The organism is Pseudomonas sp. MYb118 (assembly GCF_040947875.1).
Lineage (GTDB): Bacteria > Pseudomonadota > Gammaproteobacteria > Pseudomonadales > Pseudomonadaceae > Aquipseudomonas.
The window spans coordinates 14752-39881 of sequence record NZ_JBFRXN010000004.1; the positions used below are offsets into that span (position 1 = coordinate 14752).

The 25130-nt window shown below is 61.0% G+C and carries 21 protein-coding genes and 1 pseudogene; 9 read left to right on the forward strand and 13 right to left on the reverse strand.

The genetic code is table 11. The features are described from left to right. Positions 1-222: 222 nt before the first annotated feature. The gene (locus ABVN20_RS26340; protein WP_368558735.1) at positions 223-606 is read left to right on the forward strand and encodes a hypothetical protein; all 384 of its coding nucleotides are present in this window, start codon (positions 223-225) and stop codon (positions 604-606) included. 274 nt (positions 607-880) lie between these two features. On the opposite strand, the gene ABVN20_RS26345 is transcribed toward ABVN20_RS26340, so the two are convergent. Together ABVN20_RS26345 and ABVN20_RS26350 are read right to left on the reverse strand one after the other, a co-directional pair. Beyond that, positions 881-2656 carry a bifunctional diguanylate cyclase/phosphodiesterase gene (locus ABVN20_RS26345; protein WP_368558736.1) on the reverse strand — a complete coding sequence of 592 codons (1776 nt, stop codon included), beginning with the start codon at positions 2654-2656 and terminating at the stop codon, positions 881-883. A gap of 130 nt (positions 2657-2786) precedes the next feature. Further along, positions 2787-4868: a carboxy terminal-processing peptidase gene (locus ABVN20_RS26350; protein WP_368559403.1), complete on the reverse strand. Its 2082-nt coding sequence runs from the start codon at positions 4866-4868 to the stop codon at positions 2787-2789. 138 nt (positions 4869-5006) lie between these two features. Here ABVN20_RS26350 and ABVN20_RS26355 point away from each other — a divergent pair, with 138 nt between their 5' ends. Further along, on the forward strand, positions 5007-5969 hold the full coding sequence (locus ABVN20_RS26355) for a zinc-binding dehydrogenase (RefSeq protein WP_368558737.1): 963 nt from the start codon (positions 5007-5009) through the stop codon (positions 5967-5969). A 130-nt stretch (positions 5970-6099) separates the two neighbouring features. Here ABVN20_RS26355 and ABVN20_RS26360 read toward each other — a convergent pair whose 3' ends face one another. The 6 genes and pseudogenes from ABVN20_RS26360 to ABVN20_RS26385 form a co-directional block, all read right to left on the reverse strand. Next, entirely contained in the window at positions 6100-6753 is a 654-nt protein-coding gene (locus ABVN20_RS26360) for an HAD family hydrolase (RefSeq protein ID WP_368558738.1), read from the reverse strand. Between the two features lie 34 nt (positions 6754-6787). Next, positions 6788-7778 (reverse strand): annotated as a pseudogene (locus ABVN20_RS26365) (ABC transporter ATP-binding protein). Further along, the gene (locus tag ABVN20_RS26370) at positions 7775-8575 is read right to left on the reverse strand and encodes an ABC transporter permease (protein WP_368558739.1); all 801 of its coding nucleotides are present in this window, start codon (positions 8573-8575) and stop codon (positions 7775-7777) included. Before ABVN20_RS26370 ends, ABVN20_RS26365 begins: the two are co-directional and overlap by 4 nt. Then, positions 8562-9398: an ABC transporter permease gene (locus tag ABVN20_RS26375; RefSeq protein WP_368559405.1), complete on the reverse strand. Its 837-nt coding sequence runs from the start codon at positions 9396-9398 to the stop codon at positions 8562-8564. The genes ABVN20_RS26370 and ABVN20_RS26375 overlap by 14 nt, the downstream gene beginning before the upstream one ends. Positions 9399-9403: 5 nt before the next feature. Further along, positions 9404-10210 carry an alkaline phosphatase family protein gene (locus ABVN20_RS26380; protein WP_368558740.1) on the reverse strand — a complete coding sequence of 269 codons (807 nt, stop codon included), beginning with the start codon at positions 10208-10210 and terminating at the stop codon, positions 9404-9406. Between the two features lie 157 nt (positions 10211-10367). After that, positions 10368-11432 carry an ABC transporter substrate-binding protein gene (locus tag ABVN20_RS26385; RefSeq protein ID WP_368558741.1) on the reverse strand — a complete coding sequence of 355 codons (1065 nt, stop codon included), beginning with the start codon at positions 11430-11432 and terminating at the stop codon, positions 10368-10370. 340 nt (positions 11433-11772) lie between these two features. Between ABVN20_RS26385 and ABVN20_RS26390 the strand changes: the two genes are divergently transcribed. After that, entirely contained in the window at positions 11773-12486 is a 714-nt protein-coding gene (locus ABVN20_RS26390) for a UTRA domain-containing protein (protein WP_368558742.1), read from the forward strand. Between the two features lie 29 nt (positions 12487-12515). Here ABVN20_RS26390 and ABVN20_RS26395 read toward each other — a convergent pair whose 3' ends face one another. Further along, the gene (locus tag ABVN20_RS26395; RefSeq protein ID WP_368558743.1) at positions 12516-13283 is read right to left on the reverse strand and encodes a class III extradiol ring-cleavage dioxygenase; all 768 of its coding nucleotides are present in this window, start codon (positions 13281-13283) and stop codon (positions 12516-12518) included. A gap of 103 nt (positions 13284-13386) precedes the next feature. On the opposite strand from ABVN20_RS26395, the gene ABVN20_RS26400 reads away from it, so the two are divergent. Beyond that, the gene (locus ABVN20_RS26400; RefSeq protein WP_368558744.1) at positions 13387-14040 is read left to right on the forward strand and encodes a thiopurine S-methyltransferase; all 654 of its coding nucleotides are present in this window, start codon (positions 13387-13389) and stop codon (positions 14038-14040) included. Positions 14041-14222: 182 nt separating this feature from the next. On the opposite strand, the gene htpX is transcribed toward ABVN20_RS26400, so the two are convergent. Both htpX and ABVN20_RS26410 read right to left on the reverse strand, forming a co-directional pair. Continuing rightward, a complete protein-coding gene (htpX, locus tag ABVN20_RS26405; protein ID WP_368558745.1) occupies positions 14223-15110 on the reverse strand; it encodes a protease HtpX in 888 nt (295 codons plus the stop codon). A gap of 319 nt (positions 15111-15429) precedes the next feature. Then, on the reverse strand, positions 15430-16641 hold the full coding sequence (locus tag ABVN20_RS26410) for a pyridoxal phosphate-dependent aminotransferase (protein ID WP_368558746.1): 1212 nt from the start codon (positions 16639-16641) through the stop codon (positions 15430-15432). Positions 16642-16857: 216 nt separating this feature from the next. On the opposite strand from ABVN20_RS26410, the gene msrB reads away from it, so the two are divergent. The 3 genes from msrB to ABVN20_RS26425 all read left to right on the forward strand — a co-directional run bounded on the left by msrB (position 16858) and on the right by ABVN20_RS26425 (position 18300). Next, on the forward strand, positions 16858-17253 hold the full coding sequence (gene msrB, locus ABVN20_RS26415) for a peptide-methionine (R)-S-oxide reductase MsrB (protein ID WP_368558747.1): 396 nt from the start codon (positions 16858-16860) through the stop codon (positions 17251-17253). Between the two features lie 103 nt (positions 17254-17356). Continuing rightward, positions 17357-17842, forward strand: a complete 486-nt coding sequence (locus ABVN20_RS26420; protein ID WP_223483803.1) for a glutathione peroxidase — start codon at positions 17357-17359, stop codon at positions 17840-17842. Then, the gene (locus tag ABVN20_RS26425) at positions 17839-18300 is read left to right on the forward strand and encodes a MarR family winged helix-turn-helix transcriptional regulator (protein WP_368558748.1); all 462 of its coding nucleotides are present in this window, start codon (positions 17839-17841) and stop codon (positions 18298-18300) included. The genes ABVN20_RS26420 and ABVN20_RS26425 overlap by 4 nt, the downstream gene beginning before the upstream one ends. Here the strand turns inward: ABVN20_RS26425 and ABVN20_RS26430 are convergent. After that, positions 18284-20605 (reverse strand): response regulator, encoded by a 2322-nt coding sequence (locus tag ABVN20_RS26430; RefSeq protein WP_368558749.1) that lies wholly within the window; start codon positions 20603-20605, stop codon positions 18284-18286. The two genes, ABVN20_RS26425 and ABVN20_RS26430, sit on opposite strands and share 17 nt — an antisense overlap. Before the next feature lie 168 nt (positions 20606-20773). Here ABVN20_RS26430 and ABVN20_RS26435 point away from each other — a divergent pair, with 168 nt between their 5' ends. Both ABVN20_RS26435 and ABVN20_RS26440 read left to right on the forward strand, forming a co-directional pair. Then, on the forward strand, positions 20774-21664 hold the full coding sequence (locus ABVN20_RS26435; protein ID WP_368558750.1) for an ATP-binding protein: 891 nt from the start codon (positions 20774-20776) through the stop codon (positions 21662-21664). Then, positions 21661-22143, forward strand: a complete 483-nt coding sequence (locus ABVN20_RS26440) for a GAF domain-containing protein (RefSeq protein ID WP_368558751.1) — start codon at positions 21661-21663, stop codon at positions 22141-22143. Before ABVN20_RS26435 ends, ABVN20_RS26440 begins: the two co-directional genes overlap by 4 nt. Here ABVN20_RS26440 and ABVN20_RS26445 read toward each other — a convergent pair whose 3' ends face one another. Further along, positions 22144-25086 (reverse strand): HD domain-containing phosphohydrolase, encoded by a 2943-nt coding sequence (locus ABVN20_RS26445; RefSeq protein WP_368558752.1) that lies wholly within the window; start codon positions 25084-25086, stop codon positions 22144-22146. Positions 25087-25130: the final 44 nt, after the last annotated feature.

Genomic DNA, 25130 nt, shown 5'->3' on the forward strand with positions numbered 1-25130 from the left:
TTCCCATGCTCTGCGTGGGGAATGCAGCCAGGGACGCTTTGCGTCCCTTCAAAACCGAACTCGGAGCATCCGAGGGTCCCACGCAGAACGTGGGAATGATCAAGTCGGATCCGATGCCGACGGTTCCTATCTTTAGGAAGAGAATCTGACGCTTGAGTTTAAGGAGAATGTAATGAACGTTGATAACACCGTAGTTCGTATCCAATTACCGAAGAAAAAATAATGGAAGTAGTTATAGGTGATGTCACTTCAATCGGGAATGAAATCGTTGTTGGATTTTCAACCAGCTTTGGTTCTGGAATTGGATTCTGGAAAGGAGTAGCGCCTGCTGTCAATGAATCACATGACGTCGAGCTGGAAATTGGGGAGGCGATTGTCTGGGGAGAAAATGGTCATTTTTCGCTAAACAATGTGTGTTTGATTGAAATGGGCAGTGACTCTGTAAAACTGACTGGGCGTATTGTTCACATTGATGACGATGGATTTGCGGTTCTGGATGTGAATGGATCTGTTGTTCTTCTTGAAATTATTGATTTTACTGGGGGAATCCCGGTTTTCGTAGATTTGTGTATTAAGAAAATTGACTTGTATCCGACTGGTGTTTAAGCCCCTGCCGAGGGTTATTAATTCCACCGTTAAAAAACGAACGGTGTCAAATCTGAAAGTCGCGTTGACTGTGCGATTATCGCGAGCAGGCTCGCTCCCACAGTTCGATTTGCTGTAGTTCAGGTTTTGTTATGTGTCCCCATTTGTTGGCTGGCACCGGACCTGTAGGAGCGAGCTTGCTCGCGATGGCGTCGTTACATCCGACATCAATGGCGCCTGACACACTGCATTCGCGAGCAAGCCCGCTCCCACAGTTTGATCCGGGGCGGCCCGCTCAGCACTGCACCTCGGGCTCTTGCGCCGTCAGGCTGTCGATCACGTGCACGCTGTAGCCCGGGATGTTTTTGGCGTGGTGTTTGGCCTGGGAGGCCATTTCGGCCAGTTGGCTGGCGTCCAGTTGTGCGCAGGCCTCGGCGTGCAGGTGGACCACGCCGATCGACAGCGACAGCAGGGGGAATTCCTGGCGGACGCCCTGGCGGTTGGGGGCGATGAAGCAGTTGGCTTCCAGGTGTTCGGCGCGGTAGAAGCGCCGGCACTGGCTCTGGAAGTCGTCCAGCAACTGGTTTAAACGTTTGCGCCAGTCATCCGGACCAAGCACCAGCAGGAAATCGTCGCCGCCGATGTGGCCGACGAAGTCGCGGGAGGGGTCGACGCGGTCGTTCAGGCACTGCGCCAGGCACAGCAGGACTTCGTCGCCACGGCCGTAGCCGTAGATGTCGTTGAAGGGTTTGAAGCTGTCGATGTCGACGTAGCAAATTACCGATTCGCGCTGCTGTTGCAGCAGGCGGGTCAGGCATTGCTGGATCGGCACGTTGCCGGGCAGCAGGGTCAGCGGGTTGGCGTAGCGGGCCTGCTGGATTTTCAGTTCGGTGATCAGCTTCAGCACGTCGATGACCCGGCCCAGCCCGAGGTAGCCACCGTTGAGGGTGATGATGAAGTCTTCTTCGATACGTTGCCGGGCGCGGCTGGTGATCAGGCGGCTGACCTGTTGCAGCGACTGGCTCATTTCGACGGCAAGGAAATCATCGCTCATCAGCCGGCTGATGGGCTTGCGGGCGAACAGGTCGGTGGCAAACGGCTTGAGCAGGGCGTCCGAGAGCGAATGCCGGTGCACGATGCCGCAAGGCCGGCCGTGTTCGTCGAGCACCGCCAGCGAGTTCAGGTTGGCCTGGCGGCGGAAGGCTTCCAGCACCGTCGCGGTCGGCGTATCACGATCGACGGCGGGCTGGTCGTTGAGCAGAGCGCTGAGGTCGCTGGCTTCCTCGTTCAAGGCTACGGCCGCGCTGTCCTGCTTGGGCATCAGATTGCGCGCATCCCTTGGCGGGTGCTCCTGCGGCCGGCACAACAGGTAACCCTGCACCAGATCGACGCCCATGTCGGTCAGCACCGCGAGCTCTTCCGGCAACTCGATCCCTTCGGCAATCACCTGCGCCCGCGAGGCCTTGGCGATCTGCATGATCGAGCCGACGAACTCGCGCTTGAGCGCGTCCTGGTGGATGCCGTCGATGAAGTGCCGGTCGATCTTCACATAGTCGGGCCGTAACTCGGACCACAAGCGCAGGCTCGAATAACCCGCACCCAGATCATCCAGGGCGATGGAGAAGCCCATGGCGCGGTAGTGATTCAGTGCGTTTTGCAGCAACTGGAAGTCGTCGATCGGCGTCTGCTCGGTCAGCTCGATCACCACCTGGCTGGGCGGGATGCCGAAGTCTTCGAGCAGTTGCAGGGTGCGGCCCGGTTGGTGGGCGGCTTCGAGCAGGGATTCGGGTGAGACGTTGAGGAACAGCTTGCCGGGCAGTCGCTGCTCATGGAACCGCCGGCAGGCGCTCTCGCGACAGGCGATTTCCAGTTCGTTCAGGCGCCCGGCCTGGCGGGCGACGGCGAACAGGGCGATGGGCGAATGCAACGGGCTGTTGGACGGGCCGCGACTGAGGGCTTCAAAACCTAGAATCTTGCGTTCGGAAAGCGAAATGATCGGCTGGAACAGACTGTGTAAACCGCTTTGAGTCAGGATTGAACTCAACGCACTCAGCTGTTCGGTCGTGGTCATGGCGATCTCTGGTGAAAAAAAAGGACCGGAAGCGCTCTTGTATCAAGAGCAGTTCCAGTCCCATATTTCACGACAGAATGATGACTGTTTGATGACGCCTCATGGGCTTCACCATTAAAAAGCCATCATCTTAGTGCTTGGCCACCGCGGTATTGAGCTTCAGGTAGTCCAGCAGGATGCGCCCGGTCTCGCTCAGGTAGGCATCGTCCTCTGGTTTGACCTTGTCCGGCTCGGCTGCGGCAACGTCCTCGTCTTCTTTCTTCAGCTCCTTGAGCGGCTCTTCGCCTTTGGCCTTGCGACGGATGTTTTCCATCGCCAGTTGCTTGGCTTCGATGTCGGCGTGCTGGGCACGGCGATCCGCCTCGTTGAGGCTGACGGTTTTTTCCGCCATCAGTTTTTGCGCCAGGGCCAGCTTGTCGCGAATGAACACGAACTCGGCATCCTTGGCGGTACGCACGTCATGCTCGGACTTGAGCTGGGTGAGGTACGGCTTGAACGGATCGACCGCCGGCTTGATGGCCGCGCGGATGGTGTCCCATGGCATGGCTTCGGGCAGGGCGCTTTCGCCGATTTCCTTGGTGTCGATGATCGACGGGTAGTCGATGTCCGGCAGCACGCCCTGATGCTGGGTGCTCTGCCCGGAAACGCGGTAGAACTTGGCCAGGGTCAGTTTCAGTTCGCCATGGTTCAGCGGCTGAATGGTCTGCACGGTGCCTTTGCCGAAGGTCTGGCCGCCGATGATCAGCGCACGGTGGTAGTCCTGCATGGCGCCGGCGAAAATTTCCGAAGCCGAGGCGGACAGGCGGTTGACCAGCAACGCCATCGGGCCCTTGTAGAAAGCGCCCGGGTTTTCATCTTCCAGCACGTCGACACGGCCATCGGCATTACGCACGAGCACGGTCGGGCCCTTGTCGATGAACAGGCTGGTCAGCTCGGTGGCTTCCTGCAGGGAACCGCCGCCGTTGTTGCGCAGGTCGATGACTACGCCGTCGACTTTCTCTTTCTGCAGTTCGGTCAGCAGTTTCTTGACGTCGCGAGTGGTGCTCTTGTAGTCCGGATCACCGGCACGGAAGGCCTTGAAGTCCAGGTAGAACGCCGGGATCTCGATGACGCCGAGTTTGTAGTCCTTGCCGTCCTGTTTCAGGTTGAGGACCGACTTCTTCACCGCCTGGTCTTCAAGCTTCACCGCTTCGCGGGTGATCGGCACGATCTTGCTGGTCTGGTCGTTCGGTGCATTGCTGGCCGGGATGACTTCCAGGCGCACCACGGTGCCTTTAGGCCCACGGATCAGCTTGACCACTTCGTCCAGGCGCCAGCCCACCACGTCGACCATTTCCTTGTTGCCCTGGGCAACGCCGATGATCTTGTCGGCCGGTGCAACCTGCTTGGTCTTGTCGGCCGGACCTGCCGGTACCAGACGCACGACTTTGACCTGGTCGTTATCGCTCTGCAAAACGGCGCCGATGCCCTCCAGGGACAGGCTCATGTTGATGTCGAAGTTCTCCGCGTTATCCGGCGACAGATAATTGGTGTGCGGGTCGTAAGACATGGCGAAGGTGTTGATGTACGCCTGGAAGATGTCCTCGGCGCGGGTCTGGTCCAGACGCGCCAGCTGGTTCTTGTAGCGCTTGGTCAGTGTTTCCTGGATCTGCTTGGAATCCTTGCCGGCGATCTTCTGCCGCAGCACTTCATCCTTGACGCGTTTGCGCCACAGGTCGTCGAGTTCTGCGGTGGATTTGAGCCATGGGGCGTCCTTGCGGTCGATCAGCAAGGTTTCCTTGGTGGTGAAGTCGATCTTGTCGACGCCTTTGTTCAACTCGGCAAGGGCGAAGTCCAGGCGCGCCTTCACGCGGTCCAGGTAGCGCTTGTAGATGGTGAACCCGGCGTTCAGGTCGCCGCTTTTGAGGAAGTCGTCGAACTGGGTCTTCCACTTGTCGAATTCGGCGATGTCGCTGGCCATGAAGTAGCTGCGCGACGGGTCCAGCAGCTTGATGTAGCTGTCGTAGATGATCACCGAGCGCGCGTCATCGAGTGGCGGTTTGCTGTAGTGATGGCGCTTGAGCAACTCGACGACATTCAGGCTGGCGATCACTTCGTCACGATCAGGCTGAAGCTTGTCCCAGCTATTGGCTGCGAACGTATTGCTCGACATCGGCATCAGGCCGATACCGATGAACAGAGCGAGGGCGGTGCTGGGGAACAGGTGCTTCATGCCGATTCGACGCAGGGACATTTGATAACGCATATTAGGCCGTCTTTGAAGTCGCCGGGTCCACGAGGGCCGGTCGCATAATGCAAAAAGCCCGGCGATACAGCTTCGGGCTCAGTCCAGACTCACTATGGAGGCACTGTGAAAGCATTGCAAGGCGTGGAAGGTCAAGTGGCATGGGTTGAAGAGCCCAGTCCTACGTGTGATGTAGGGCAAGTTCGCATTCGCGTGTCGGCTGCAGGCCTCAATCGCGCTGATTTATTACAAAAAGCTGGCCTTTACCCACCACCGCCTGGGGCCAGTCAGGTGCTGGGACTGGAATGCTCCGGCGTGATCAGCGAGGTGGGGCCGGGCTCTTCCTGGCAGGTCGGTGATCGGGTTTGCGCCTTGCTGGCCGGGGGTGGGATGGCCGAAGAGGTGGTTGTCGACGGGCGGCATGTGCTGCCGGTGCCGGAAGGTCTGTCGTTGGTCGAGGCTGCGGCGCTGCCCGAAGTCTACGCAACGGTGTGGCTGAATTTGTTTCAATTGGCTGCGCTCAAACCGGGTGAGAAAGTTCTCTTGCACGCCGGAGCAAGTGGAATCGGTTCAGCTGCCATTCAGCTGTGCAAGGCGTTTGGCAACCCTTGCTGGGTCAGTGTCGGCTCTGCCGAGCGCCTGGCTTATTGCCAGGAGTTGGGTGCCCAGGGTGGCGTGATTCGAAGCGATGACCTGGACAGTTTGCGTGACCTGGGGCCGTTCGACGTGATCCTCGACCCGGTCGGAGGCAATTACGCCGCACTCAACCTGAAACTGCTGGCAGGGGATGGCCGTTGGGTGCTGATCGGCCTGATGGGCGGCCGCGAGGCCAAGCTGGACCTGGCCCAGGTGCTGGCCAAGCGTGTGCAGTTGCTGGGCTCGACCCTGCGCAGCCGCGACGATCAGTTCAAGGCGGATCTGTTCAGCGACCTCAGCCAGCATGTGTGGCCGTTGCTGGCCGAAGGCCGACTGCGCCCGCAGGTGGCGAGGACCTTCGCGATCAAGGATGCCGAGGCGGCGTTTGCGGAGTTGGCGAGCAACACGGTGGCGGGGAAGGTGGTGTTGGTGATTGATGAGAGCTTGAGCTGACAGCTCCGGACCTGTGGGAGCGAGCTTGCTCCGGGCGGCGCTCCGACGATAGCGGTGCATCAGTCAACACTTCATTGAATGACACATCGCTATCGCGAGCAGGCTCGCTCCCACATTGGAAAGGGGTGGGCTATTTCCAGTGATGAATCGGCCACCCAGCCTTCTCGGCATGCTCGCGCAGCACCGGATCCGGGTTCACTACGTGTGGGAAATCGACCTTGAGCAGCAGCGGCAAATCGTTGCGTGAGTCCGAATAGAAGCTCGCGCCTTCGAGGTTTTCCTCTTCTGCGTCCAGCCATTCGAGCAGGCGCGTGATCTTGCCTTCCCGGTAGGTCAGGGTGCCGGTGGTGTTGCCGCTGTACACGCCATGCGACACCTCCAGTTCGATGCCGAGGATTTCATCAATGCCCAACCGCTCGGCAATCGGCCCGACCAGGTGGGTGCCGGATGCCGAGATCACCAGGATCCGGTCTTCGGCCTTGCGGTGGGCGGCGATGGCCTTGGTGGCGTCGCTGAAGATGATCGGTTCGATGACGTCTTCCACCCACGGGCCGACCAGGTGGGCGATCTCCTCGGGTGTGCGCCCGATCATCGGCTCCAGGCTGAAGGTCATGTAGTCCTCCATGCGCAGCTTGCCGTGGCTGTAGGCGTCCATCAGTTCGTTGTTGCGGCGCATGAACGACTCGGGGTCGACCCAGCCCAGGCGCCCCATCTGCTCGGCCCAGAGGGTGGCGCAGTCGCCGTGGATCAGGGTTTCGTCCAGATCAAAAATTGCCAGGGCCATCAGTACGGTTCTCTCTTCAACATCAGCGAAGGCATCAGGCTACCTCACGCAGGGCCGTCGGATTCAATGGAAAGCGCCAGGCGCTGACCGTCGGGATGCAGATCGGTGGCCGAACGGTTGAGCACGTCTACCACCAACTCCACGCCACGGGCCTCGATGCGGTAGCGAATCACGTTGCCCAGCAGGCTGTGGCTGCGTACCAAGGCATCGAGTTCACCTTCCAGGCTTAGCTCGATGGCTTCCGGGCGAATGGCGATGCGATGGCTGATGGGGCGTTGCAGCAGTTTGCTCGCGCTGTCGGCATCGAGCAGGTTGTAGTTGCCGATGAAGCCGGCGGCGAACACGTCCACGGGCGCGGTGTAGAGGGTTTCGGCGTCGCCACTCTGTACGATCTTTCCCTGATTCATGAGGAAAATCCGGTCAGACATGGTCAGCGCTTCTTCCTGGTCGTGGGTGACGAAGATCGTCGTCAGGCCCAATTCGCGCTGGATCTGTCGGATCTGTTCGCGCAGGTGCTTGCGAATCCGCGCATCCAGGGCCGACAGCGGTTCATCCAGCAGCAACAGCCGTGGCCGTGTCACCAGCGAGCGGGCGAGGGCCACGCGCTGGCATTGGCCGCCGGACAGCTGATGCGGATAACGCGAGGCAAAGTCATTGAGTTCAACCAGTTTCAACGCCTCGGCCACGCGCTTGTGGCTTTCGTCGCTGTTGACCTTCTGCATGCGCAGGCCGAAGGCGACGTTCTGTTCGACGGTCATGTTGGGGAACAGCGCATAGCTCTGGAACACCATGCCGATCCCGCGTTTCTGCGGGCTGAGCGGCACGATGTCGACGCCATCGAGCAAAATCTTTCCGCCGTCCACCGGGGTCAGGCCGGCGATGCAACGCAGCAGCGTGGACTTGCCGCAGCCCGAGGGGCCCAGCAAGGTGACGAACTCACCTTTCTGAATCTCGCAGTTGATGTCGCTGAACACCGGGGTGCCGGCGTAATTCTTCTGAAGGTGTAGGACGCTGACATAGCTCATTCGCTTTTGTCCTTGTTCAAGATGTTGGCCGCCCAGGTCAGAACCAGTACGAAAAAGAAGTAGGAAATCACCAGCGCACTGGTGAAGTGGCCGCTGCTGTTACGCATGTTGTTGAGGTAGACCTGCAGGGTCTCGTAGCGCGTGCCGACGAGAATGTTGGCGAACACGAATTCGCCGAACAGGAACGAGAACGACAGCAGCAGCGCCACCATCAAACCCTTGCGCAGGTTGGGCAGCACCACCAGGAAGGCCGCTTGCCAGGTGCTGGCGCCGAGCAGTTGCGCAGCGTCCATCAGGTCACGCAGGTTGATCGCTTGCAGGTTGTTGGTGATCGCCCGGTACATGAACGGCAGGGCCACGGTGAAATAGCAGCCGATCAGGATCCACGGCGTGCCGACCATGGCGAACGGTCCGGAACCGTACAGCTGCAACAGGCCCACCGACGACACCACCGGCGGCACTGCGAAGGGCAGCAGGATCAGGATGTTCATCAGCGCATCGAGTTTCGGGAAGTGGTAATGCACCACGAACAGCAGCGGCAATATCAGCACCACCGACAGTATCAGTGCACCCACGCACACCAGCAGCGACTGGCCGAAGGCGTGGAGAAAGCGCGGGTCGCTCCACAGCGCGATGTACCACTTGAGGGTGAAACCGCTGGGCAGGATGGTCGCCGACCAACTGCTGGCGATCGAGTAGATCAGGGTGCCGGCCAGCGGCAGCAGCAGGATGGCGAACAGCAGGTACACCACGACCCGGTGGTAGACAGCCACGGGTCCCCGTTCAACGCGCGACATGGTAGCTCCTCTTCAACAGCAACTGATGCACGACGGTCACCAGGGTCATCAACGCCACCAGCACCACCGCCAGGGCGCTGGCCAGGTTCGGGTCGAGGGAAATGTCACCGGACACCAGGGCCGCGATGCGGATCGGCAACACGTTGAAGTTGCCGGTGGTCAGGGCGTACACCGTGGCGTAGGCGCCCAGGGCGTTGGCCAGGAGGATGACGAAGGTGCCGAGCAGCGCCGGGGTCAGCACCGGCAGGCCGATGTGGCGCCAGAACTGCCAGCCGCTGGCGCCGAGCAGTTCGGCGGACTCGCGCCAGTCTTCGCGCAAGGCATCGAAGGCCGGGTAGAGCAGCAGCACGCCCAGGGGGATCTGGAAGTAGGTGTAGAGAATGATCAGCCCGGTTTTCGAGTACAGGTTGAAGTCCTGTATCAGCCCGGCCTGCTTGAGCATGATGGTGAAGCTGCCGTTGAACCCCAACAGGATGATGAACGCGAAGGCCAGGGGCACGCCGGAGAAGTTGCTGGTCATGTTGGCGAAGGCGTTGACGAAATTGCGCAGCCTGGAGTCGACCCGGCGCAGCGAGTAGGCGCCGAGAATGGCAATGATGATGCCGAACACGCTGGACCAGAAACTGATCTCGAGGCTGTACTGGATCGCCTGGAGGTAGAACTTGGAACTGAAGATCCGGGTGAAATTGGCCAGGCCCCAACCGAACTCTTCCGATTGCAGGCTGTTGATCATCACCCATACGAGCGGGGCGATCTCGAACACGATAAAGAACAGGGTAAATGGCACCAGGCACAGGGCCGCCAGCCATTTGCCGCGAGTCATGGCATTCACTTGAGCAGCTCCGGGCATACAGGTTTGTCGTGGGCCACGCCCAGCAGCTCGCAGACCGTGCCGCAGATTTGCGTCTGTTTTGGTGCAGCGTGGGCATCGAGGCTGAACGCGTCACCGAGGACGAACAGCGGCACTTCGCGTTCTTCCGGCAGCAGGCCGTTGTGCGAGCGGTCGTTGTTCATGCCGTGGTCGGCGGTTACCAGCACCTGGTAGCCGGCGTCGAGCCAGCCTTGCAGGTAGTCGGCGAGGATGATGTCGGCCGAACGGGCGCTGTTGCGGTATTGCGCGGTGTCGAGGCCGTGCTTGTGCCCGGCGTCGTCGATGTTCATCGGGTGCACCAGCATAAAGTTCGGCGCATGGCGCAGGCGCAGGTTTTCCGCGTCGGCGAACAGGTGCGAATCGGGGTAGTGGTCGTTCCAGTAGAAATGGCCATGCTGGATCGGTAGTTGCGGGTCGTCGGTATGACGGTCGCGGGCGGCGATGAAGGGCGAACGGTTATACAGCTCGCTGACCCAATGATAGGCCGCTGCCGCCGTCGTCAGCCCGGCTTCGCGGGCATAGTGGTAGATGCTGCGCTGGTTGGACAGGCGCGAGACGTTGTTGTGCACGATGCCGCTGTCGATTGGCGTGACGCCGGTCAGGATGCATTCGTACAAGGGGCGGGACAGGGCTGGCAATTCGCACTCCAGCTTGTACAGCGCCGCACGTCCTGCGCCGACATAAGCCTGCAGATGCCCCATGGCGTGGCGTGCAACCTCGTAGTTGAGACCGTCGAGCACCACCAGGATGACGTTGTGTTTCATAGGGGCTGCTCCAACAAACCCGCGTTAGACCAAGTCCCTTGTGGGAGCGAGCCTGCTCGCGATGAGGGCCTGTCTGTCAACATCATTGTTGAATGTCAGACCGCTATCGCGAGCAGGCTCGCTCCCACAGTGGGTTCCTGGCGCTTGTGCCAAAGAGTTACTTCATCTCGACAATGACTTCTTCGTTCCACTTCTGCGGCAGGGCTTTCGAGGTCTTTTCCCACGCGTCCGCGTCTTTGATCGGGGTGACCTTCTTGTACTGCTCGTTCGGCAGCAGTTTGGACTGCACGTCGGCTGGCAGGGTGAGGTGCTCGGCGCGGATCGGGCGGGCGTTGCCCTTGGCCAGGTTGATCTGGCCGGCGTCGCTGAAGATGTACTCGCGGGTCAGCTTGGCGGCGTTGGGGTTCTTGGCGTATTTGTTGATGATGGTGGTGTAGCCGGAAATCACCGAGCCGTCGGACGGGATCAGCACCACGTAATCATCCGGGTTGGCCATCTTGGCTTTGTAGCTCAGGCCGTTGAAGTCCCAGACCACGCCCACTTCGATCTCGCCTTTCTCCATGGTGGCGATGGTCGGGTTGGCCATCGACAGGCGACCCTGCTTGGCGATGTCGGCGAACAGCAACAGCGCCGGTTGCAGGTTCTTCTCGTCGCCACCGTTGGCCAGTGCGGCAGCCAGTACGCCGTTGGCGGCCTGGGCGGCGGTGCTCACGTCACCGATGGACACCTTGTATTTGCCGCCCTTGAGGTCAGCCCATTTGGTCGGTACTTCGGAACCGTGCAGCAGCTTCTTGTTGACGATGAAGGCGATGGTGCCGGTGTAGGCCAGGGCCCAGTGGCCGTCCTTGTCCTTGGCCCAGTCCGGGACCTGATCCCAGGTGCTTGGCTTGTAGGGTTGCGTCACGTTCTGCTTGACCGCAATCGGGCCGAAGGCGGCACCGACGTCGCCGATGTCGGCGCTGGCGTTGTCTTTTTCCGCGGCGAACTTGGCGATTTCCTGCGCCGAGCTCATGTCGGTGTCGATGTGTTTGAGGCCGTAGTTCTTGGCCAGGTCTTCCCAGGTGCCTTTCCAGTTGGCCCAGTCATCGGGCATGCCGACACTGTTGACTGCGCCTTCCGCTTTCGCAGCGGCTTCCAGGGTTTTCAGATCATCGGCCGCCATGGCGGCGGTGCACAGGGCAATGGTCGAACCTAACAGTGATGCCAGGAAAAGCTTTTTCATTCCGAAGCTCCTTTGGTCGTTTTCAACGCTGCGATTGCGGTTGTGTTGGTCTAGGTCAGCAATACCTGAGCCAATCTAGGTGCCCTGGATGACATTTTGATGTCCGCCGGTTGTTTTCACGTCGCAGTGCTCAGGGTTCGAGGTAAGCGTAGACCATGGCCAAGGTGCCGAAATCGCGGGGTTTGGCCACTTTATTGCAAGGGGTGTGCAGGACCGTTCAGTGCATTTGTCATCTGCCAGTCATCAGCAGTGCCTAGGCTTGCAGGAAGTTGATGAAGCCGATTCAAACCCGGACTTCGCCCCGAAACAGTGCTGGTCTAGACCAGATAGGTAAATGTGGATGCGTATTGAGGCAACCAAAGCGGTGACCGCCATCGGGCAGGTGTTGCAGGAACAGCTCGATCACGGGCTGTTGGTCCCCGGCAGCAAGTTACCGGCCGAGCGCAAGCTCAGTGAGTTGTTCGGCACCACGCGCATCACCCTGCGTGAAGCGTTGTTGCAGCTCGAGGCGCAAGGGCAGATTTATCGTGAGGAACGTCGGGGGTGGTTCGTGTCGCCGCCGCGCCTGGCCTACAACCTGATGCAGCGCAGTCACTTTCACGCGATGGTCAGCGCCCAGGGCCGGGTGCCGTCCACCGAAGTGATCTCGGCGCGCCTGCTGCCGGCCTCGGCGGCGGTATGTGCGTGGTTGCAGTTGCCGGCGCTGTCGAGCGTGATCCAGATCTGCCGGGCGCGCCGGATCGACGGGCGGCTGGTGCTGTACGTGGAGCACTACCTCAATCCGCAGTATTTTCCGGGGATCCTGGACTTCGACCTGAATCAGTCCATCACCGAGCTGTACGCCCGGCATTACGACCTGCATTACGGTCGGGTGCGTTTCGAAATCGTCCCGACCGCGCTGTCGGTCGATGCCGCGGCGGCGCTGCGGGTGTCGGTGGGCAGCCCTGGCTTGCGCATCGCGCGGGTCAATTACGACCAGCACGAGCGGCTGATCGACTGCGACCTGGAATTCTGGCGGCACGATGCAATCCACGTCGGCGTTGACGTGGCGTGAGCCTGGCCGCCGCAGGCTCGCGGCCTTCATCAGCCAAAGCGGTAAATGTCCATGCCCAGCGCGCCCATGGTGAACCCCTGGTGGCTGATGCTGAACGCACCGCCGGCGCTGCGGGCAAAATACAGCGGCAGCAAGTGTTCATCGCTGGGATGGTTACGCACGGCGTTCGGCGCCAACCGGCGATAGTCATGCAAAGCGGCTTCGTCGTTCGCCTCGAGCTTCTCGATCATCCAGTCACGAAAACTCTTCGCCCACGGCTCGACGCTTTCCGGGCCGGCGTGCCAGTCCAGTTCGCGCAGGTTGTGGGTGATGCTGCCGGAACCGATCAGCAAAATGCCCTGTTCACGCAAGCGACTCAGCGCATGCCCGACGCGGGTCTGCAGGGCAGGGCCGCCGCGAGTGGGCAGCGAGACCTGCACCACCGGAATGTCGGCCTGCGGGTACATCAACGACAACGGCACCCACACGCCATGGTCGAAAGGCCGGTTGTAATCGAGGCGTGCGGGCAAGTCGCTGTGCTTGAGCAACTGGACCACCTCGGCGGCCAGTTGCGGCTCGCCGGGCGCCGGGTATTGCACTTCGAAGAGCGCCCTGGGGAAACCGCCGAAGTCATGCCAGGTTTCCGGTTGCGGGTTGGCGTTGACCAGCAGCTCATCGCTTTCCCAGTGCGCAGACACAATCACGATGGCCTTGGGCCGTGGCAGTTCGACGACGATGCGGGCGAGCGCCGTACCGCTGGCGCCGGGTTCCAGTGCCAACATGGGGGAACCGTGGGAAATGTACAGGCTGGGGAACATACAGGTGCTCCAAAGAGTAAGATGGCCCCATCTTCAATCAGATCATTGATCTAAATCTAATATAAGTTTTTGGGTGTTTTGATCGAATTTCTCGGAGATAGGTATGCAGCCGGAGTTTTGGCACAAGCGCTGGCAGTCGAATCAGATCGGCTTCCACCTGCCACAAGTGAACCCTTATCTGCAGCGTTTCTGGCCGCAGTTGGGGCTGGAAGAGGGCGCTCGGGTACTGGTGCCGCTGTGTGGGAAGAGTCTGGATTTGCTGTGGCTGGCGCACAAGGGGCACGAAGTCCTCGGGATCGAGCTGTCGGAAAAGGCGATCGAAGACTTCTTCGAGGAACATGGGTTCGACCCGCACGTCAGTGTGCAGGGGCCGTTCAAGGTCTACCGGGCGGGGTCCATCGAGCTGTGGTGTGGCGATTTCTTCGAATTGACCCCCGGCGACGTGGCCGATTGTGCGGGGCTGTATGACCGCGCCGCGTTGATCGCCCTGCCGTCGGCCATGCGTGAGCGCTACGCCGCACATCTCAAGCGCATCCTGCCCAGGGACGCCCTGGGATTGTTGATCACCCTGGATTATGACCAGGCACAAAAGGACGGACCACCGTTTGCCGTGCTGGACGATGAGGTGCAGCGGTTGTTCGGTTCGGCGTGGTCGCTGAAGATCCTCGAGGATCAGGATGTACTGGAGGAGAACGGCAAGTTTGCCGAAAACGGCGTGACGCGGTTGGAAGAGCGGGTCTACCGCCTCCAAAGCTGACCCCACCCCCTGTAGGAGCGAGCTTGCTCGCGATGGGCGCCAGAACACCGCTGGGCGTCAGATGCCCAGCGTCATCGTTGACGACCATCGCGAGCAAGCTCGCTCCTACAGGGGACGGGGCGCCCTCTGGACAACAAAAAGGCCCGCATCTCTGCGGGCCTTTTTGTTTTGCTGCCTCTCGATCAACCGCGACGGTGCAGGGCGTTGATACGCTCTTCCAGCGGCGGGTGGCTCATGAACATGCGGGCCAGGCCCTGCTTGATGCCACCGTTGATACCGAACGCGTTCAGGGTGTCGGGCATGTGCACCGGCAGGCCCTGTTCGGCGCGCAGGCGTTGCAGGGCGCCGATCATCGCGCTGGTACCGGCCAGGCGTGCACCGGCTTCGTCGGCACGGAATTCGCGCTTGCGCGAGAACCACATGACGATGGCGCTGGCGAGAATGCCCAGGACCAGTTCGGCGAAGATGGTCGCCACGTAGTAGGCGATGCCCTGGCCTTCTTCGTTCTTGAAGATCACCTTGTCGACGAAATTGCCGATGATCCGCGCGAAGAACATGACGAAGGTGTTCACCACGCCCTGGATCAGGGCCAGGGTGACCATGTCACCATTGGCCACGTGGCCGATTTCGTGGGCCAGTACGGCTTTCACTTCATCGGGCGAGAACCGCTCGAGCAGGCCCTGGCTGACCGCGACCAGTGCGTCGTTCTTGTTCCAGCCGGTGGCGAAGGCGTTCGCCTCGTAGGCCGGGAAAATACCCACTTCGGGCATCTTGATCCCGGCTTCGCGGGACAATTGCTCGACCGTTTGCAGCAGCCATTGTTCGTGGCGGGTGCGTGGCTGGGTGATGATCTGGGTGCTGGTGCTCATCTTCGCCATCCATTTGGAGATGAACAGCGAGAACAGCGAGCCGGCGAAACCAAAGACCGCACAGAAAATCAGCAGCTGATTGAGGTTGAGATCAACCCCGTTGGCCGCCATGAACCCGTTGAAGCCGAACAGGCTCAGGGTGATGCTGGCAATCAGCACGACCGCCAGGTTAGTGGCCAAAAACAGCAGGATGCGCATCATGGTTGTAGAACTCTCCTCATGCTAAAGATGTAGCGTACTGCGGGGTATATAAGGTGCTGCACCGGGCGATTCAACCGAGTGACTATTTCAAACTGTGTCCTACAGCCAAAGTCTAGTTGTTTGCAGGGCATTTCCGATGGCAGCAGGGGAGGGATTTGTCAGGCAAATGCCGTCGCGGCCCCCGTCAATGGTAGACGCGAGCAGGCAGCGCGCTATCGGTCAGCGAGAAAATTCGCAACCAAATGTTAGGCGCATAAGAAGTGTTGCTGAATCGATCCGTGTGCGGCTTCCTGGCGAACGCCGCACACGGCCAGATCTATTACTGGCGATAGGATTTGAGGAAGTTGCCGATGCGGCCGATGGCCATATCCAGGTCATCGACGCGGGGCAGGGTCACGACGCGGAAGTGGTCTGGCCAAGGCCAGTTGAAGGCCGTGCCCTGTACCACCAGCAGCTTCTCCGACAGCAGCAGGTCGAGGACGAACTTCTCGTCGTTGTGGATCGGGCAGACTTTCGGGTCGATACGCGGGAAGGCGTACAGCGCACCCATCGGCTTGACGCAGCTGACGCCGGGAATGTCGTTGAGCAGTTCCCAGGTGCGGTTGCGCTGCTCCAGCAGGCGGCCCGGCGGCAGCACCAGGTCATTGATGCTCTGGTAACCGCCCAGGGCGGTCTGGATCGCATGCTGGCTCGGCACGTTGGCGCACAGGCGCATGTTGGCCAGCATGTCGATGCCTTCGATGTAGCTCTGCGCGTGGTGCTTGGGCCCGGAAATGGCGATCCAGCCGGAGCGGAAGCCGGCCACGCGGTAGGACTTGGACAGACCGTTGAAGGTCAGGCAGAGCAGGTCCGGGGCCAGCGAGGCGGTGCAGATGTGCACGGCATCGTCGTACAGAATCTTGTCGTAGATCTCGTCGGAAAAAACCACGAGGTTGTGCTGGCGGGCCAGTTCCAGCATGCCCAGCAGCACTTCCTTGGAATACACGGCGCCGGTCGGGTTGTTCGGGTTGATGATCACCAGCGCCTTGGTGTTCGGGGTGATCTTGGCCTTGATGTCGGCCAGGTCAGGCCACCAGTTGGCCTGCTCGTCGCACAGGTAGTGCACCGGGTTGCCGCCCGCCAGGCTGACAGCGGCGGTCCACAGCGGGTAGTCGGGGGCTGGCACCAGCACTTCATCGCCATTGTTGAGCAGCGCCTGCATCGACATCACGATCAGCTCGGAAACGCCGTTGCCCAGGTAGATGTCTTCGATGCCGACACCTTCGACCTGCTTTTGCTGGTAGTACTGCATGACCGCTTTGCGGGCGCTGAACAGGCCCTTGGAATCGCTGTAGCCCTGGGCGGTTGGCAGGTTGCGGATGACGTCCTGGAGGATTTCATCCGGCGCTTCGAAACCAAAGGGTGCCGGGTTGCCGATGTTCAGCTTGAGGATGCGATGGCCTTCCTCTTCCAGGCGTTTGGCGTGCTTGAGCACCGGGCCGCGAATGTCGTAGCAGACGTTGGCGAGCTTGTTCGATTTGCTGACCTGCATGGCGATGTGTTCCCGAAAATGAACGATCCAGGCGGCGTTTGACCAACCGCACCGGGAATCCTGTGTAAATGCACAGGCCTGATACTTTGAAATGCGGATACGTTGAATACGCGTGGTCTGGCTGCCAGACTGGCGTTTGACGAGGCGCAATCATACGTGCCGCCCGATCCGTGGAAAAGGTACAGATCGGGCTTTTTCAGCTGCTGAGGTGTGATGATGGAAAAGTTGGAAAAAAACCTGGAAGAATGGCGGGCGATGCTCGATCCGGAGCAGTACAACGTTTGCCGCCTCAAGGGCACCGAACGGCCGTTTTCCGGCAAATACAATGACAGCAAGGTCGATGGCGTCTACCACTGCATCTGCTGCAACGAACCGCTGTTCGATTCGAAGACCAAGTTCGACTCCGGCTGCGGCTGGCCGAGCTTCTACGCGCCGATCGCCGACAGCGCCATGGTCGAGATCCGTGACGTCAGCCACGGCATGATCCGTACCGAAGTGGTCTGCGCCAAATGCGATGCGCACCTGGGCCACGTGTTCCCGGACGGTCCGCCACCGACCGGGCTGCGCTATTGCATCAACTCGGTGTGCCTGGACCTGGTGCCGCGCGGGTAACGAAGCGGGAGCGATCGACCGATCGCTCCTTGATTATTTAAATTGCACACAATTCAATTGCTCGCTATGTTTGCCTTATCCACCTCGAACAAGAGCGCCTGCCATGAGCGACAATTTGCTGAGCATCCCGTGCACCACCATCAAGGGTGAACAAAAGACCCTGGCCGACTTCGCCGGTAAAGCCGTACTGGTGGTCAACACCGCCAGCAAGTGTGGTTTCACCCCGCAGTACAAGGGCCTCGAAGAACTGTGGCAAACCTACAAGGACCAGGGGCTGGTGGTGCTCGGTTTCCCGTGCAACCAGTTCGGCAAGCAGGAGCCGGGTAACGAAGGGGCGATTTCCGAGTTCTGCGAGCTGAACTACGGCGTCAGCTTCCCGCTGTTCAAAAAGATCGAAGTCAACGGTGCCGGTGCCCATCCGCTGTTCGTGCAGTTGAAAAAGCGCGCACCGGGCGTGCTGGGTTCCCAGGGTATCAAGTGGAACTTCACCAAGTTCCTGATCGGCAAGGACGGCCAGTTGGTCAAGCGTTTCGCGCCGGCTACCAAGCCACAGGACTTGAGCCGCGAGATCGAAGCCCTGCTCAAATGAACAGCCTGTCCGTCGATTCGCTGAAGCTCGATAACCAGCTGTGCTTCAAGCTGTATGCCGCCTCGCGGGCGGTGATTCGCGCCTACAAGCCGATGCTCGACCAGCTCGGCCTGACCTACCCGCAGTACCTGGCGATGCTGGTGTTGTGGGAATGGCAGGACGCCGCGCCGGAGCAGCCGACGGTCAAGGCCCTGGGGGAGCGTCTGGCGCTGGACTCCGGCACCTTGACGCCGTTGCTCAAGCGCCTCGAACAGTTGCAGTTGGTGCAGCGCCAGCGTTCGGCGCGGGATGAACGTGAGGTGCACCTGAGCCTGTCGCCGGCAGGTCAGGCCTTGCGCGAGCAGGTCGGGCCGCTCAAGGCCCGACTGTTATGCGACAGCGGGGTCGATCTGGATCGGCTCAGCGAACTGCGCACCGGCCTGGATCACCTGCTGGGGCAGATCAAGGCGTTGTCGTAGCCGGCATCCATTGATCCAGCAGGGTCGCCAGCTCTTCACGGCGGAACGGTTTGGCCAGGTAATCGCTCATGCCGGCGGCGCGGCAACGCTCGCGTTCTTCGGACATGGCATTGGCCGTCAGGGCGACAATCGGCAACTGCGGCCAGCGCCCGCTGCGGCGGATCTGCCGGCTGGCTTCGTAGCCGTCCATCACCGGCATGTTGCAGTCCATCAGCACCAAGTCGAACTCACTGATTTCCAGTTGATCCAGCGCTTCTGCACCATGGGCAGCGACGATCACCTCGCAGCCGAGCTTGCCGAGCATGCCCTTGGCCACCAGTTGATTGACCGGGTTGTCCTCGACCAGCAGCACCCGCCCGCGACGCTGGGGTGACAAGGCTTCGAGCCGGGCATCGTTGAGGGTGTTGATTTCCGGTTGCAGGATGCGCCGCAATGTCTGGTACAGGGCATTGCGCGCCAGTGGCCGCGCCTGCTGTTGCAGAGGCGCCAGGGCACTGGCTTCCTCGCTGGGCAGGAAACTGCCGTACGCGGTGACAAGCAGGATCGGCGCCGTGCAGTGGGGCCGCAGCTTGAACAGGCATTGCGGGCAGTCGGTGATCACCACGTCAGGCGCCAGATCGACCATCGGGTCGTCGATCGAGCGCTGCTGGTAATCCAGGCCCCAGCCGGGCAGGAGGCTTTGCAACAACTCCGCCAGGCCACTGCTGGCCGCGGTGATCGCGATGACCTTGCCGCGCAACGTCGCCGGTGGCAGGGCGCGGGTATGGCAGGGCAGGGGCAGATCGGCGCAGAACTGGCTGCCGAAACCCGCTTCGGAACTGATGGTGAGGCGCCCCTGCATGGCTTCGCAGAGGTTGTAGGTCAGTGCCAGCCCCAGCCCGGTGCCGCCGAATTGCCGGGTGATACCGGCTCCGGCCTGGGTGAAGGGTTGGAAAATCTTGACCTGGGCATCCTGGGCGATACCGATGCCGGTGTCGCAGACTTCGATCCGCACGCCTTCCTCATAGCTCGACAGGCGCACGTCGACGCGGCCGAAGCGGGTGAACTTGAGCGCGTTGGATAACAGATTGCTGACGATCTGCCGCACTCGCGTCGGGTCACCGAGTACCAGCGCTGGAAAAGCCGGCTCGATCAGGCAGGTCAGTTCGACACTGGGCGCGGCGTTCTGCGACAGCAGGTTGGCGGTGTCCTCGATCAGTGCGCCGAGATCGAATGGGATGTGTTCGAGTTCGAGTTGGCCGGCATCGAATTTCGACAGGTCGAGGATATCGTTGAGCAGTTCCACCAGCACTTTGCCCGAGTCATGGGCAATCGACAGTTGCTGCTGCTGTTCGGCGTTCAGCGGGCCGTCCAGGGACAGGGCGATCATTCCCAGCAGGCCATTGAGCGGTGTGCGGATCTCGTGGCTCATGTTGGCGAGGAACACCGAACGCGCTTCGGCCATATCCAGGGCTGTGCTGCGGGCCACTTCCAGCTCCTGGTTGGACTGGCTGAGCCGGGTGTTGATCGCCTTGAGTTCGGTGGTGCGCGCCGAGACGATGTTTTCCAGTTGCCCGAGGTAGTCGGTCAGACGGTTTTCAGCGTTGCGCCGCTGCTGGATTTCGGTGGCGATGTTTTCGAACTGCTGGTTCGCAACCTTCACCAGTACACCGATTTCATCGCGTTCATGGCCGCCGGGGCATTCCAGCCAGGTGGGGGTGACGCTGCGCGAATCGCGGCTGCTGAGCTCGCGAATGACCCGCACCAGGGGCTTGGTCAGCATCACGTAAAACAGGGCCAGCAGAATGCCGGTCAGCAGCAGGCTGCGGGCGAAGCCATTGAGCAGGGTCACTTCGGCCCGTTTCAGGAACCGGCTGCCGAAGGCGTAGGTGTCGACGTCCAGGCGCAAGGTGCCGAGGGACTCGTTCGGCAGGTGGTCCAGGTACAAGCGGTCCTCGAAGGCGCGATCGGCGCCGAACAGGAAGTCGCTGATGACCCGGTAGCCACTCTGTGCGCCGGGACGCTTGACGTTGGCCAGCACCGCGCCGTTGTTGTCGGTCAGTTGTGCACCGATGATCGCCGGCGAGCGCAGCAGCCCCAGCGTCAGTTCCTGGGCCAGTTCGGCGTCGATGTTGTAGGCGATGCGCGAGGCGGGGTTGTGGCTGATTTCCAGTAAAGACTGTATTTCCCGGTTGATGGAGGCGTCTTCGCTGGCATAATCAATGCCTATTTGCAGCAGGCTGAGCAGCGTGCCCAGAATAAAACCGACCAGCACGGTCAGCCGGGCCTGTTTGTAGGACAGCCGGTTGGTGAAATTGATATCCATGGGGTGTCGAACCACTTTCGTTTCCCTTCGCTGCTCAAGCATAGTCGATCATGCATTGCTACCGATGTTCTCGCGAGCCCTTGTGCAACAAGGGATGACCCAGGCACCGAACGCCGTGCTTCATCGCTGCAGCGCCATCATTACTGTGAACGTGCCCGAGGAGAAGACGTGGATTCCCGATTGAATGCTTTTCTTGAACGCGCCGATGCCGTTCTGGCCCGTATCGAACCGCTGCTGCCCGTGCTGCGTCAAGACATCGACTGGACGCAATGCCTGGCCGCACGCTGGCAACGCGAAGGGCGCAGCGGCTTTCTGTTGCCGCTGCAGGTCAGCCTGGACATGCGCTTGTCCGACCTGATCGGCGTCGAGCGACAGCTGGAGCAACTGGGGCGCAACACCCAGCAATTCATCGACGGCATGCCGGCCAACCACGCCTTGCTGTGGGGCTCGCGCGGCACCGGCAAATCCTCGCTGGTGCGCGCGTTGCTGGCCGAACACGCCAAGGCCGGCCTGCGCTTGATCGAGATCGAGCGCGATCACCTGGCGGATCTGCCGCGAATCGTCGAGCAGATCGCCAAGTTGCCGCAGCGTTTCGTGCTGTTCTGCGATGACCTGTCGTTCGAGTCGGGCGAAGGCGACTATCGCGTGCTCAAGAGCGTGCTCGACGGTTCCCTCGAACAGGCGCCGGACAACGTTTTGCTGTACGCCACCTCCAACCGTCGCCACCTGGTGCCGGAAAAGGAAAGCGACAACGAAAACTGGAAACGCGTCGACGGCGAACTGCATCCCAGCGAAGCGGTGGAAGACAAGATCGCCCTGTCGGACCGTTTCGGTCTGTGGCTGTCGTTTTATCCGTTCACCCAGGAACACTTCCTCAATGTGGTCGAACACTGGATCGGTCAGTTGGCCGGCAAGGCCGGGCTGAAGTGGCAGCGTGATGAAGAACTGGACATCCTCGCGGTGCGCTGGGCGACCGGACGAGGTAACCGCAATGGACGTTGCGCCTATCAATTCGCCCGCTATTGGGTAGGGCTCAAGCTGTTGGAGCACAAGGCATGATCGATTTACAACAAAGCGGCCAGGGCCTGGAAGGCTACAGCATGCTCCATGCGCAACTGGAGTCGCTGCTGGCGGACGAGCGTGATTTCATCGCCAACGCCGCGCAATTCTCGGCATTTCTGTTCAACCAGCTCGATGACCTGAACTGGGCCGGTTTTTACCTCAATCGCAACGAAGAACTGGTGCTTGGCCCGTTCCAGGGGCAGATCGCCTGTGTGCGCATCCCGTTCGGACGTGGCGTGTGCGGCGCGGCGGCAGCCTCGTTGCAGACACAGCGGGTTGAAGACGTCCATGCGTTCCCCGGCCACATCGCCTGCGACAGCGCGTCGAACAGCGAACTGGTCGTGCCGCTGGTCAAGGACGGCCGTCTGATCGGCGTGCTGGACCTCGACAGTCCCAAACTCGCGCGGTTTACCGTGGAGGATCAGGCCGGCATTGAAAAACTGGCGGCCATTTTCCTGCGCCTCACCGACTGCTGATCAGGCCAGGCCAGCCTTGGCCAACAAGGCTGGCGGGTCCACCGCATCGACCTGCTGAGGGTCAAGGAACTGCTCGGCGTATTGCTGGTAGATCCTGGCATTGACGAACAGACCGAACAACTCCGGGTCGATATGGGCGTCACGGCACATCATGGCCATGATGCCCAGCGCTTCGCTCAACGACTTGGCTTTCTTGTAGGGGCGGTCGGCCGCCGTCAGCGCTTCGAAAATATCGGCAATCGCCATCATCCGCGCCGACAGGCTCATTTCTTCGCGTTTCAACCTCTTGGGGTAACCGGTGCCGTCCATTTTTTCATGGTGGCCGCCGGCTATTTCCGCAACTTTCCTGAGATGGCTGGGGAAGGGCAGGTGGCTGAGCATCCGGATCGTCTGCACCATGTGATCGTTGATGATGTAACGCTCCTCGCGGGTCAGCGTGCCTCGGGTAATGCTCAGGTTGTAGAGTTCGCCACGGTTGTATTTGTAGCGGGGTACATCGAGCTTGAAGCCCCATGGATTGTCCTGGGGGATCAGCTCGGCCTCGGCGCGGTCGATCAAATGCTCGGGTTTGTCCGCCAGCAGCGGTTCATCGACCGGCAGGGTCGGTGCCGGGGTTCGTGCCTGGCGCTGGTTTTCTTCCCAGGAAACGCCGAGGCGATCGTCCAGGGTTCGGCGCCAGGTGCGCTGGGCCACGCTGCGCAGGCGTTGCAGGTCCGCTTCGGCCATGGCCTCGCTGCCCAGATTGCAACGGGCGACGAAGGCAAAGTCGGCATCCAGTTCCGCCAGGCCGGCATCGCGTCGCTCGGCCAGATGCGTCTCGTCACCGCCCTGGGCGACGGCCTGCCAGTAGTCGATCCAGACATCGCGCTTGAGGACTTCGAATCGGGTGCGGATTTCGTGGATGCGGTCGTTCAGGGTTTCCAGCTTGGTGGCCTTGTCGACCACGTATTCCGGCGTGGTGACCTTGCCGCAATCATGCAGCCACGCCGCCACGTGCAGCGCTTCCCACTCGTCTTCAGTCGGCTGATAGCCTTTGAACGCCGGTTCCTGACTGGCCGCAGCCGCCTGGGCGAGCATCAGCATCAAGGCCGGCACACGCTGGCAATGGCCGCCGGTGTAGGGACTCTTGGCGTCGATCGCGCCGGCCAGCAATTGAATGAATGAATCGAGCAGCTGTTTCTGCCGGGCTTGCAGGCGCTGGCTCTCGATACTCACCGCCGCCGCACCGGAGACGGCCTGGAGAAAGGCGATGCGGTCCGGCCGGAGCTTCTCCAAATCGCTTTGATCGCCGCTGTCGGCCAGCAACAGCACCAGCAGGCCGACGGTTTCGTCATGGCGATTGTGCAGGCGGATACCGATCAGGTGCACCCGGGGGCAGGCCATCGCCGACAGCACACTCTGCAGATCCCCGGCCTGGTCAAAACCGAGGCCTGTGACCACGTTGTTGCGGGTGGCAAGTTGCTGCAGCCAGGCCGGGCTTTGTGGGTCCTGCAGGGCGTGACCACGCAGGCCGAACGCCGACAGTGCCTGGGAGTTGTCGTTGACCACCAGCCCCTGGGGCTCCATGCGATCGCCGTCGTTTTCCCGCAGGTAGATCAGGCCCGCCTGAGCCTGGGCGATCTTCACGGTTTCGAACAGCACCCGCTCCAGCAATGGGGCAAACCGGGTCTCGGCGCTCAGGCTGTCAGTGATCTGGAAAAAACTCGCCAGGGTGTCTTTCATGCGGGTCATCGACACGCTCAACTGGTCGATTTCCAGCACCGGCGAGCGGCGCGAGATCGGCACGTTGAAATTGAAACTGCGGATGGCATCGGCTTCCTGCACCAGCCGGCGCAACGGCCGGACCAGGATCCTGGACGTCAGCCAGCCCAACGGCAGGCACAGCAACAGCGTGGCGAGGGTGATCAACGCACCCTGCCAGCGCAGGCGATAGGCATCGGCGAGCAATTCGTCCTCCGGCACCAGCAGCGCCAGTTGCAAACCCTGGGGACCGCCTTCTTCCATGTGACTGCGGGCCACGATCCATTGCCGACCGGCCGCCTGCAACCGCTGGCCGGTGGCCGGGCCATCGAGCAATGCAGCGAGGGCGGGATTGAGGTCGGCGGCCTTGCTCAGGCGGGCGGTCTGGTCGTCGACGATCAGCTTGCTGCTGTCGGGGTAGGCGACGGCATTGCCCTGGGCATCGAACAGGACGATTTCGGTGTGGGGGGTGACAACGTGCTTGGCCAGGGTCTCGGACAGCTCCGACAGCGTCAGGTCGGCGCCCATGACGGCATGTGGGCCGCTGCGTCGGGCCAGTGTGGTGCCGACGTTATGGGTGGAGAAAAAGAGATAAGGCGCCGTGGTGATCTGATCGCTGTCGCTGCGGGCGCTGGAGAACCAGGGGCGGGTTCGTGGATCGTAGGTGTCGTCGGGGTTGTCCTGACGACTGATGAGGTTCAGCTCCTGATCGAAAAACAACGATTGCGAACGCGTCTGGTCGCTGCCGCTGCGCTCGATGCTCCACACTTGATAGGCCGCTGCCGGCGGCGCCTTGAGCAGTGTTTTCAAGGCTGGCGTCTGCAATGGCCGGACCATGAAAAAATCCCCATCGTCGTAGCCCACGTACAGGGAGGCGAGGTCTTCGTTGTCCTTGAGCGACTGGGTGAAGGGCTTGAGCAAAGCCAGGCGTTGTTCCGTGTCGGTCGCCTGGGTCGCGGGATTGTAGACTTGCAGGCTCAGCAGGTGGCGGATCGGTTCATAGGTGGCATGCAGGTCCAGCCGCACGTCCTGCTCGATGCGCTGGAAGAGTTTTTCGCTGCTGGAAAGAATGATCTGCGTGGTTTGCTGATAGTTGAACAGGCCCAGCACGATGCCGGTCAATAACAGCAGCAAGGTGAACATCACGCTGATGTGCACGTGCAGGGGAAACCGCCGTTGATCCGGACGCAGTGGGCTGGGCATTGCGGATTCTCTCCATGATGTTGAACACACTGCTCAGCGACCAA

Coding starts and splice junctions, on each gene's coding strand:
- ABVN20_RS26385 (WP_368558741.1), bottom strand. CDS start 11,432: ATGAAAAAGCTTTTCCTGGCATCACTGTTAGGTTCGACCATTGCCCTG.
- msrB (WP_368558747.1), top strand. CDS start 16,858: ATGGAAAAGTTGGAAAAAAACCTGGAAGAATGGCGGGCGATGCTCGAT.
- ABVN20_RS26380 (WP_368558740.1), bottom strand. CDS start 10,210: ATGAAACACAACGTCATCCTGGTGGTGCTCGACGGTCTCAACTACGAG.
- ABVN20_RS26350 (WP_368559403.1), bottom strand. CDS start 4,868: ATGAAGCACCTGTTCCCCAGCACCGCCCTCGCTCTGTTCATCGGTATC.
- ABVN20_RS26400 (WP_368558744.1), top strand. CDS start 13,387: ATGCAGCCGGAGTTTTGGCACAAGCGCTGGCAGTCGAATCAGATCGGC.
- ABVN20_RS26420 (WP_223483803.1), top strand. CDS start 17,357: ATGAGCGACAATTTGCTGAGCATCCCGTGCACCACCATCAAGGGTGAA.
- ABVN20_RS26360 (WP_368558738.1), bottom strand. CDS start 6,753: ATGGCCCTGGCAATTTTTGATCTGGACGAAACCCTGATCCACGGCGAC.
- ABVN20_RS26440 (WP_368558751.1), top strand. CDS start 21,661: ATGATCGATTTACAACAAAGCGGCCAGGGCCTGGAAGGCTACAGCATG.
- ABVN20_RS26425 (WP_368558748.1), top strand. CDS start 17,839: ATGAACAGCCTGTCCGTCGATTCGCTGAAGCTCGATAACCAGCTGTGC.
- ABVN20_RS26345 (WP_368558736.1), bottom strand. CDS start 2,656: ATGACCACGACCGAACAGCTGAGTGCGTTGAGTTCAATCCTGACTCAA.
- htpX (WP_368558745.1), bottom strand. CDS start 15,110: ATGATGCGCATCCTGCTGTTTTTGGCCACTAACCTGGCGGTCGTGCTG.
- ABVN20_RS26395 (WP_368558743.1), bottom strand. CDS start 13,283: ATGTTCCCCAGCCTGTACATTTCCCACGGTTCCCCCATGTTGGCACTG.
- ABVN20_RS26390 (WP_368558742.1), top strand. CDS start 11,773: ATGCGTATTGAGGCAACCAAAGCGGTGACCGCCATCGGGCAGGTGTTG.
- ABVN20_RS26375 (WP_368559405.1), bottom strand. CDS start 9,398: ATGACTCGCGGCAAATGGCTGGCGGCCCTGTGCCTGGTGCCATTTACC.
- ABVN20_RS26340 (WP_368558735.1), top strand. CDS start 223: ATGGAAGTAGTTATAGGTGATGTCACTTCAATCGGGAATGAAATCGTT.
- ABVN20_RS26410 (WP_368558746.1), bottom strand. CDS start 16,641: ATGCAGGTCAGCAAATCGAACAAGCTCGCCAACGTCTGCTACGACATT.
- ABVN20_RS26430 (WP_368558749.1), bottom strand. CDS start 20,605: ATGGATATCAATTTCACCAACCGGCTGTCCTACAAACAGGCCCGGCTG.
- ABVN20_RS26445 (WP_368558752.1), bottom strand. CDS start 25,086: ATGCCCAGCCCACTGCGTCCGGATCAACGGCGGTTTCCCCTGCACGTG.
- ABVN20_RS26370 (WP_368558739.1), bottom strand. CDS start 8,575: ATGTCGCGCGTTGAACGGGGACCCGTGGCTGTCTACCACCGGGTCGTG.